General features: G+C 59.2%; 7 protein-coding genes and 1 pseudogene. 5 read left to right on the top strand and 3 right to left on the bottom strand.

Annotated elements, in window-relative coordinates:
- Positions 1 to 192: pseudogene (locus CWO89_RS38090) on the bottom strand (hypothetical protein); the annotation flags it as partial.
- Between the two features lie 381 nt (positions 193 to 573).
- On the opposite strand from CWO89_RS38090, the gene CWO89_RS38085 reads away from it, so the two are divergent.
- Complete coding sequence (locus CWO89_RS38085) at positions 574 to 1,410, top strand: caspase family protein (RefSeq protein WP_130583493.1); 837 nt, start codon at positions 574 to 576, stop codon at positions 1,408 to 1,410.
- A 99-nt stretch (positions 1,411 to 1,509) separates the two neighbouring features.
- On the opposite strand, the gene CWO89_RS38080 is transcribed toward CWO89_RS38085, so the two are convergent.
- Positions 1,510 to 2,379: an efflux RND transporter periplasmic adaptor subunit gene (locus CWO89_RS38080; RefSeq protein ID WP_130583492.1), complete on the bottom strand. Its 870-nt coding sequence runs from the start codon at positions 2,377 to 2,379 to the stop codon at positions 1,510 to 1,512.
- A gap of 132 nt (positions 2,380 to 2,511) precedes the next feature.
- Between CWO89_RS38080 and CWO89_RS38075 the strand changes: the two genes are divergently transcribed.
- From CWO89_RS38075 to CWO89_RS38060, 4 genes are all read left to right on the top strand, one after another.
- The gene (locus CWO89_RS38075; protein WP_245476765.1) at positions 2,512 to 2,910 is read left to right on the top strand and encodes an N-6 DNA methylase; all 399 of its coding nucleotides are present in this window, start codon (positions 2,512 to 2,514) and stop codon (positions 2,908 to 2,910) included.
- A complete protein-coding gene (locus CWO89_RS38070) occupies positions 2,907 to 4,178 on the top strand; it encodes a restriction endonuclease subunit S (protein WP_130583491.1) in 1,272 nt (423 codons plus the stop codon). The genes CWO89_RS38075 and CWO89_RS38070 overlap by 4 nt, the downstream gene beginning before the upstream one ends.
- The gene (gene hsdR / locus CWO89_RS38065) at positions 4,175 to 6,490 is read left to right on the top strand and encodes an EcoAI/FtnUII family type I restriction enzme subunit R (RefSeq protein WP_130583490.1); all 2,316 of its coding nucleotides are present in this window, start codon (positions 4,175 to 4,177) and stop codon (positions 6,488 to 6,490) included. The genes CWO89_RS38070 and hsdR overlap by 4 nt, the downstream gene beginning before the upstream one ends.
- Before the next feature lie 64 nt (positions 6,491 to 6,554).
- Positions 6,555 to 6,986: an anthrone oxygenase family protein gene (locus tag CWO89_RS38060; protein WP_165421498.1), complete on the top strand. Its 432-nt coding sequence runs from the start codon at positions 6,555 to 6,557 to the stop codon at positions 6,984 to 6,986.
- 2 nt (positions 6,987 to 6,988) lie between these two features.
- Here the strand turns inward: CWO89_RS38060 and CWO89_RS48470 are convergent, their stop codons facing one another.
- Positions 6,989 to 7,174: a hypothetical protein gene (locus tag CWO89_RS48470; protein ID WP_130583488.1), complete on the bottom strand. Its 186-nt coding sequence runs from the start codon at positions 7,172 to 7,174 to the stop codon at positions 6,989 to 6,991.
- Between the last annotated feature and the right edge of the window lie 323 nt (positions 7,175 to 7,497).

Genomic DNA, 7,497 nt, shown 5'->3' with positions numbered 1-7,497 from the left:
CGGCAGGCCGGTCCGCCGCAACAGGCCGCGCAGCGCCGGATTGCCGATCGCGGTCCGGTAGAATTTCCCCAAATGCGCATCCCCGCCGCGATACTTCAGCAGCAGCGGGTCGCAGACGTCATAAAGCGACGGCCCGTCCTTGCGCACCGTGAGCGACCGGCACACGGCCCCGGCAATGTCATGAAAACCCATGCCACCCCTTTCTGGCACGCATGATCCGGAACAGCCCGGAACCGGGCGTTTCCGAAAAATCCTGCGCATCCAAGGAGGCCCCACCCAGAAGCCCCCTGCAAACCTTTGAATCGCACCACAAAATCGCAGAAAACACAAATGTGACGCAGATCACACACATCGCCGTGTTTTGGCACAATCCTACCTCCGGCGCATTACGGTTAGGACCGGAAGGCCGAATCAGGTTGCCCCGGAAGGCTACGCAGGTTAAGGGTTTCTGTGTTGCGGTGCCGCAAATTGAGCACAATCTGACGGCACTCGATCAGGCAACCCCTAAAACCACAGACGGTTTTGACGCGACTATACAGTCGCGCCTTCGTCAACGATTGGGATCAGAAACGCATGAAGCTCAGGCAGCTCTCCCTTTCCGATCGCACGCTCATCGTCGCCGCCGCTTGCGTTGCGATGGTGTCGCTGGCGATCGGCGCGCATGCTGCGCTGAACAAGCGGCCGCTGGAAGCGCCGAAGGCTGTCGCGACCGAGCAGAGCATCGTGCCCGTGCAGGCGTCCCGCGTCGCGCTCATCATCGGCAACGGCCATTACCCCGATGCCAACCACCCGCTGCAGCAGCCGATCAACGACGCCCGCGATCTGGGCGCGGCGCTGCGCGCAAGCGGCTTCGATGTCGACGTCGTCGAGGACGCCACCAGGGACGACATGAGCCGCGCCGTCGACCGCCTGAAGGCGAAGGTCGGGCCCGACACCGTGGTGATGCTGTTCTTCGGCGGCTTCGGCGTGCAGGCCGGCCGCGAGAGCTTCATGCTCCCGGTCGATGCTGCGATCTGGAAGGAAGGCGATGTCCGCCGCGATGGGCTGAGCGTCGAGCAGGTGCTGGCCGCGATGGACGAGAAGGGCGCGAAGGCCAAGCTCGTGGTGCTCGATGCCTCGCGCCGCAACCCCTATGAGCGCCGCTTCCGCTCCTACAGCCACGGCCTCGCCCCGATCAGCCCGCCCGAGAACACGCTGGTGATTACTTCGGCGACGCCAGGCAAGGTCACTGAGGAATCCAAGGCCACGAACAGCGTGCTGGTCTCCGAGCTCCTGAGCAACCTGAAAACCCAGGGCGGCATCGAGTCCGCCTTCAACAAGACCCGGATCTCGATCTCCCGCGCCAGCGAAGGCGAGCAGGTGCCGTCAGTGTCGTCGTCGCTGCTGGAAGACATCCGCTTAGGTGGCTAAGTGGCGAATAGCGAGTGGCGAGTAGCGAATAGGGAAGGAAGAGGCTGACGCTTCTTCCCTATTCGCTACTCCCTATTCGCCATGCGCCTCTATCCGTCCCTACTTCCCCTCCGCGCTCGCCATCACCGGCCGCACCGGATCGCCCTCGCGCAGGAGGGCCCCCGCGCGCGCCACCACGATGTCGCCTTCCTGCACGCCCTCGCGGATCTCGACCTGTCCGGCCTGCATCAGCCCGGTCTCCACCCGCCGCGTCTCGACGCGGTCGCGCTTGATCACCTGCACCACGGTGCCGGCGGTGCCATAGAGGATCGCGGTCAGCGGCACCGCGACGCCGCAGCTCTGCCCGGTCTTGATCTGCGCGCGGCCGGATGAATTCACCAACAGCCGCCGGGGGGCGTTGATGCCGACGACCACCTGGCCGAGCTGGCTGTTCGGCTCCACCGTCGGCGCCACCCGCCGCACCTTGCCGTCCATGTCGCCGGCGCCGATGACCTTGATCGACGCCGTCTGGTTCGCCTGCAGTTTGCCGAGGTCGCGCGTCGGCACCATGCCGATCAGGTCGAATTCGTTGCGGGCGATGATCGAGAACAGCGCCTCGCCTTTGCCGCCGGCGATCGTGCCGACGATCGCGCTCGAGGCCGAGATCGTCCCCGCCACCGGCGCGGTGATGTTGAGCTGCCCGCCCTCCGGCAGGTTCAGCCGCGCCAGCATCTGCCCCGCGGTAACATTATCCCCCGGATCCGCCATCACCTCCGCCACCTTCAGCCCGAACCGCTCCGGCCGCACCTGCGTCTCCTCCCGCGCCATGATGATCCCGGACACCTCGACAATATTGCCGAAGCAGGTCTTGGAGGCTTTCAGGACGGTGACAGTCGCGCCTTTGGGAGCCTCGGGTTCCTCGGCGGCGAGGGCGGCCACGGAGAGGAAGGTGGAAAACCCAAAAATGGCCAGGGCGGAAAGGCTTTTCATCGGCTAATCGTTCTCAGTTTCGCACCGATCGATACCAGACGAACCGCGATCGAGCTAGGCGCACTCGTTCGGCTCGTTCATGTGACGTTCTCTTGCGCGTTCTGGTAGTACTCGGCGCACGGGGAAGCAGGCGTGGAGAACTGCAACCTGCACACAGTGCTGGACATGCCAAGCGGCACCTTCCAAGGAGCGGGCGTCAAGACCGTGGTGCTGTTCTTCGAGAAGGGCGCACCGACGCGCAAAATCTGGTTCTACAAGCTCGATCCCGGCCGCAATCTCGGCAAGACCAATCCGCTTAACGACGACGACCTGAAGGACTTCGTCTCGTTGCAGGCGAAGTTCAAGGATAGCGGGAATTCGTGGACCGTTGATACGAAAAGCATCGACAAGGCTACCTATGACCTCTCGGTGAAGAACCCGAACAAGGCCACCGAGACCGAATTGCGTGATCCGAAGGACATCATTGCGGAGATGACGGCGCTGGATGCGGAGAGCGCGCAAATTCTTGCAAACATCGAGAGAGCGCTATGAGCGCGCGCCGCCTTCCGCCGGGTTGGAAAGAAAAAGAGTTGGGCAAGATTGCCCAGCTTTCAGGTCGTATTGGTTGGAAGGGGCTGACGGCGAAGGAATACACCAAAAAAGGTCCGCTGTTCTTATCGGTTCATTCGCTCAACTACGGGGACTACGTCGACTATCGCGATGCGTTCCATATCAGTCAGGAACGCTATGACGAAAGTCCGGAAATCATGCTCCGTCCAAATGATGTTCTAATTTGCAAGGACGGGGCAGGCATTGGAAAACTTGCCATAGTTGGTGACGACTTGCCGGGGCAGGCGACAATTAACTCATCGCTCCTGTTGATACGTGCACAGGAAGACATCCTCCCAAAGTACCTCTATTACATCCTATGCAGCCCCTATTTTCAGGACATCGTCAAATCACGATTGATGGGCGCGACGACGCCTCATCTCTATCAAAGAGACATCGCGGAATTTCCTATCTACCTTCCATCGCTCGCTGAACAACAACGCATTGTCACAATTCTGGACGAAGCTCTTGCCGCGTTGGCGACTGCGACCGACAACGCCGAGAAAAATCTCAAGAACGCGCGTGACCTCTTCGATAGCTGCGTTAGCTCAACCTTTCAGGAAGATCATGATTGGGAAGAGGTCACGCTTGGTGAGGTCGCAGAGTTCAAGAACGGCTTGAATTTCAACAAGAGCAGCAAAGGGCAGGAAATCTCGATTGTTGGCGTTCGAAATTTCCAAAATAATCTTTGGGTGCCATTAGACGATTTGGATAGGGTGCGGATCGACGGCGAACTCAATGACGCCTACGTGCTTCGTCGGGGTGATATCCTGACTGTTCGGTCGAATGGCAACAAGCAATTGATCGGGCGATGTATACTGGCACCAGAGATTTCCAGCAAAGCCTCCCATTCTGGGTTTACGATCAGAATTCGCATTACCAGGCCTGACATCGATCCCCACTATCTCGTCCGGTTTCTCAAGTCTGCGGAAGCTCGCAAATCGCTAGTCGAAAGCGGTGATGGTGCCCAAATTAGCAATCTCAATCAGCAGGCGCTGACCTCCCTTTCTGTCAAGCTCCTTAAGCCGAAGGAGCAACGGGACGTTGTTGCTCGCCTTGAAGGTATCGAGGCCGACGCGAACCGACTACAGCTATTCTATGAGCAACGAATTTCCCAACTCGCAGAACTTAGGCAATCCATCCTGCAGACCGCTTTCTCCGGAGGATTGAATTCGCTGCCTTCGGAAACCATCGACGAGGCGGCCGAGTGAACGAGGCCGAGACCCGCGCCGAACTGATCGATCCTGCTCTGAGGGCAGCCGGTTGGGGCGTCGTCGCCGATAGCCGGGTCCGTCGTGAGGAAATATGCCCCGGTCGGATCGAAGGAGCGGGACGACGAGGCAAGGCCGAGATTGCAGACTACGTGCTGACGTTTCGCAATCACAAGCTTGCCGTCATCGAAGCCAAGGCACGTGACAAGGGAGATACGGACGGTCTTGCGCAGGCGAAGGCATATGCGCAGCGGCTGCAGGCGCGGTTCGCCTATTCCACCAACGGCCGCCGTATCTACCGCGTCGACATGGCGACGGGTGCGGAGGCTTACATCGAGAGCTATCCGACGCCAGACGAACTTTGGGCCGAGACGTTTAAGACCAAAAATGAATGGCGCGACCGCTTCGCCGCCGTGCCGTTCGAGGAACGCGGCGGCGCGTGGCAGTCGCGTTATTATCAGCACAACGCCATCGAGAATGCGTTGGAGGCCATTGCCGTAGGGAGGCAGCGTATTCTGCTGACGCTCGCAACCGGCACGGGCAAGACCGCCATCGCGTTTCAAATCGCTTGGGCATTGTTCCAAAGCCGCTGGAACCTGTCGCGGAGGCCGGAGCGGCGTCCGCGTATCCTGTTTCTTGCCGACCGCAACATTCTGGCGGATCAAGCCTACAACGCATTCTCGGCTTTCCCTGAGGATGCCCTGGCACGCATCAAGCCGGACGAAATCCGCAAGAAGGGTCGCGTGCCGAAGAATGCCAGCATCTTCTTCACGATCTTTCAGACTTTCATGAGCGGCACTGGCGAGGAGGGTCAGCCGTCACCCTATTTCGGCGACTACCCGAAGGATTTTTTCGACTTCATCATCATCGACGAGTGCCATCGCGGCGGCGCCAACGACGAGAGCAACTGGCGCGACATATTGAACTATTTCTCGCCAGCCGTGCAGCTTGGCCTAACTGCGACGCCGAAACGGCGGGATAACGTCGATACCTACGCCTATTTCGGCGAGCCCGTTTACACCTACTCACTGAAAGACGGCATTAACGACGGCTTTCTGACGCCGTTCAAGGTCAGGCAGATAGCGACCACCCTCGACGACTATGTCTACACGCCCGACGATACCGTCGTCGAGGGCGAGATCGAAGAAGGCAAGCGTTATACCGAAGCGCAGTTCAACCGCATCATCGAAATAACGGAGCGGGAGCGTTATCGGGTGAAACTATTCATGGACCAAATAGACCAGCGGGAGAAGACGTTGGTGTTTTGCGCCACGCAGGAGCACGCCCGCGTGGTGCGCGATGCCATCAATCAGATCAAGACCAGCGGCGATCCGAACTACTGCGTCCGCGTGACGGCGGAAGACGGTGCACTGGGCGATCAATGGCTGCGCACGTTTCAGGACAACGAGAAAACGATCCCGACGATCCTGACCACGTCGCAGAAGCTTTCGACCGGCGTCGATGCACGCAACGTCCGCAACATCGTGTTGCTGCGGCCGATCGGGACCATGATCGAGTTCAAGCAGATCATCGGACGCGGCACGCGGCTGTTCGACGGCAAGGACTATTTCACGATCTACGACTTTGTGAAGGCGTACGAGCACTTCAACGACCCGGAATGGGACGGCGACCCGATTGCGCCGGTTGTGACGAGACCCAAGAAAGCCAATCACAATGAAATAGACGAAAGTCCATCACGCGGGTATGAACCGCCGCCCGAACAACCGAAAAAGATCAAGATCAAGTTGGCCGACGGGAAGGAGCGCGTAATCCAGCACATGATGGCAACGAGCTACTGGAGCCCAGATGGCAAGCCGATCTCTGCCAACCAGATGATAGAAAAGCTGTTCGGCGAACTGCCTAGTTTATTTAAAGACGAAGACGAGTTGCGAAAGATTTGGAGCAGGCCGGACACGCGCAAGGCATTACTTGAGGGATTGAGGGAAAAAGGATTCGGGAGTGATCAGCTTTTCGAGATAAGCAAAATGATAAACGCAGAGAAAAGTGATCTCTTTGATGTGCTCGCCTACATTGCTTACGCGCTCGCACCCATCACACGACAAGAGCGTGTTGAATCACATAAAGCCGCGATATTTGTGCGTTACGATGAAAATTTGCGATCGTTCTTGGAATTCGTTCTTGGCCAATATGTCAACCAAGGCGTCGGGGAGTTGGATCAGGATAAGCTTGGCGTCCTTTTGCAGCTCAAGTACCACACGATAGATGATGCCGCGTCTCAGCTTGGCGGTTTGGCTATGATACGAGACACTTTTCTTGGATTTCAGCAGCATTTGTATTCACCGAGCAAATAAAGACGGAGTTTCTGCCAACTGCTACAAGTGAGCCACATCGCTTTCCACTGTGGAGGGAGCAATGGTGGCCGGACTCTTTGCCCTTGTCACAGCGGCACTGTTCGCCGGGGCGGCGTTCTATATCAACGTCGCCGAGCAGCCGGCGCGGCTCCTGCTCGACGATGCGAGCCTGTTGCGGCAATGGAAGCCGAGTTATGCGCGCGGCTTTGCGATGCAGGCGAGTCTCGCCGTCATCTCGGCGCTATCAGGGTTTTTCGCGAGCTGGCAGTTGCAGGATTGGCGGTGGTCGGTCGCGGCGGTGCTGATGCTGGCGAACTGGCCCTACACGCTGCTGGTGATGCTGCCGACCAACAAGCGGATCGAAGCATGGCCGGCCGAACAGGCTGGTAACGAGTCACGTGCGCTCGTCGTCTCCTGGGGCGGGATGCATGCGGTGCGCACCGCACTCGGTCTCGTTGCGACAGCGATCTATCTGGCGCTCGCCGCCAGCACATAACGCTACTTTCCGTCCGCTGCTTCGCGCGCCAGTCGCTCGGCCTTCAGCCGTTCGCGATTTTTCTGAAAGGCCTCTTGCGCGAGCTGATGGTCCCGCATGGCCTGCTCTGCATCGCGCCGTCGCTCGGCCTCTCTGGCCTTGCGCTGCTCCGGCGTTGGCTTCTCACGGGGTGTGTATGAGTCTGACATGCAGCTACAACGCGCGAGGCGACCAAAAGTTCCCCTCGCATTGCGCGGCGAGAAGAATTATCGCAATTAAATCAATATGATTTGCCTCGTCCCGGCTAACAGCGAAAAATAAACCGCTTCGTTTTCTCCCCAAATCACCCCTATAAGTCCGCCGTCCCGCCCGGCAAGAGGGGCGGATCGCGGTCGTCACGAACGCGCGGCGGGATGCGGTGGACGCGAGAGCTGGCGAACGACGAACGCTTGGCTAACGCGGACGGCGAAGTCGTGTGGTCCTGGCGCCCCGACGCTGGCGCTAAGTTTCTTGCGCGAAGAAGTTTGCGCGA

Source organism: Bradyrhizobium sp. Leo170 (assembly GCF_004296405.1).
In the GTDB taxonomy this organism is placed as follows: Bacteria; Pseudomonadota; Alphaproteobacteria; order Rhizobiales; family Xanthobacteraceae; genus Bradyrhizobium.
Note: the sequence above shows the minus strand (reverse complement) of the source record. Positions and strands in the feature narration are given on the sequence as shown.